The organism is Nocardioides luteus (genome assembly GCF_014648595.1).
GTDB classification, from domain to species: Bacteria; Actinomycetota; Actinomycetes; order Propionibacteriales; family Nocardioidaceae; genus Nocardioides; species Nocardioides luteus.
This window is the reverse complement of the sequence record NZ_BMRK01000061.1, coordinates 1-512: the sequence shown is the minus strand read 5'-3', so window position 1 is coordinate 512 and position 512 is coordinate 1. Positions and strand designations below refer to the sequence as shown.

Below are 512 nucleotides of genomic sequence, written 5' to 3'. Positions count from 1 at the left end.
GAGGACGTGGACGAAGCGGCACTCGACGCCGCCATCGGATCCCTCAGCGAGCACGGGCTCCTAGAGGTCGCAGTCACCATGGGCGGCATCAGGAACTGGTCCATCGCGCCGAGCAATGCTGGAACTGCTGAAGTCCGAGCCCGCCGGGACCGACGGCAGAACCAGGCCGCACGAGCCGTCGCAGCTCGTGACGCGTTGCTTGACTGGATGTACGCGCAGAAGCGAGCTGGAGTCGGGAGTCCCATCCCAACGAACGTCCTCCGGGATCCGCGCGGCCACTTCGAGGGCGACCCATTCACCGAGCGGGAGGTCGATGACGCGTCGGCCTTCCTAGCCGACCGGGCCCTCGTCAACGCCGCAGCAAAGGGCGCTGGTGGCGTCGTTCTACGTGGGGACATCACGCCATCCGGCGAAGTGGTGGTAGAACAACACGGGTCCTCTCTCCGAGCATGGGCCGCCGCCGAGCGGAGTGGAGGGTCACAGTTCGTGACGCACTTCAATGCACCCGTACA

General features: G+C 66.2%; 1 protein-coding gene. It reads left to right on the top strand.

Annotated features, from left to right (window positions below; translation table 11 throughout):
- A partial coding sequence (locus IEY81_RS24430) for a hypothetical protein (protein ID WP_229788138.1) occupies positions 1–512 on the top strand: 512 nt, incomplete at both ends.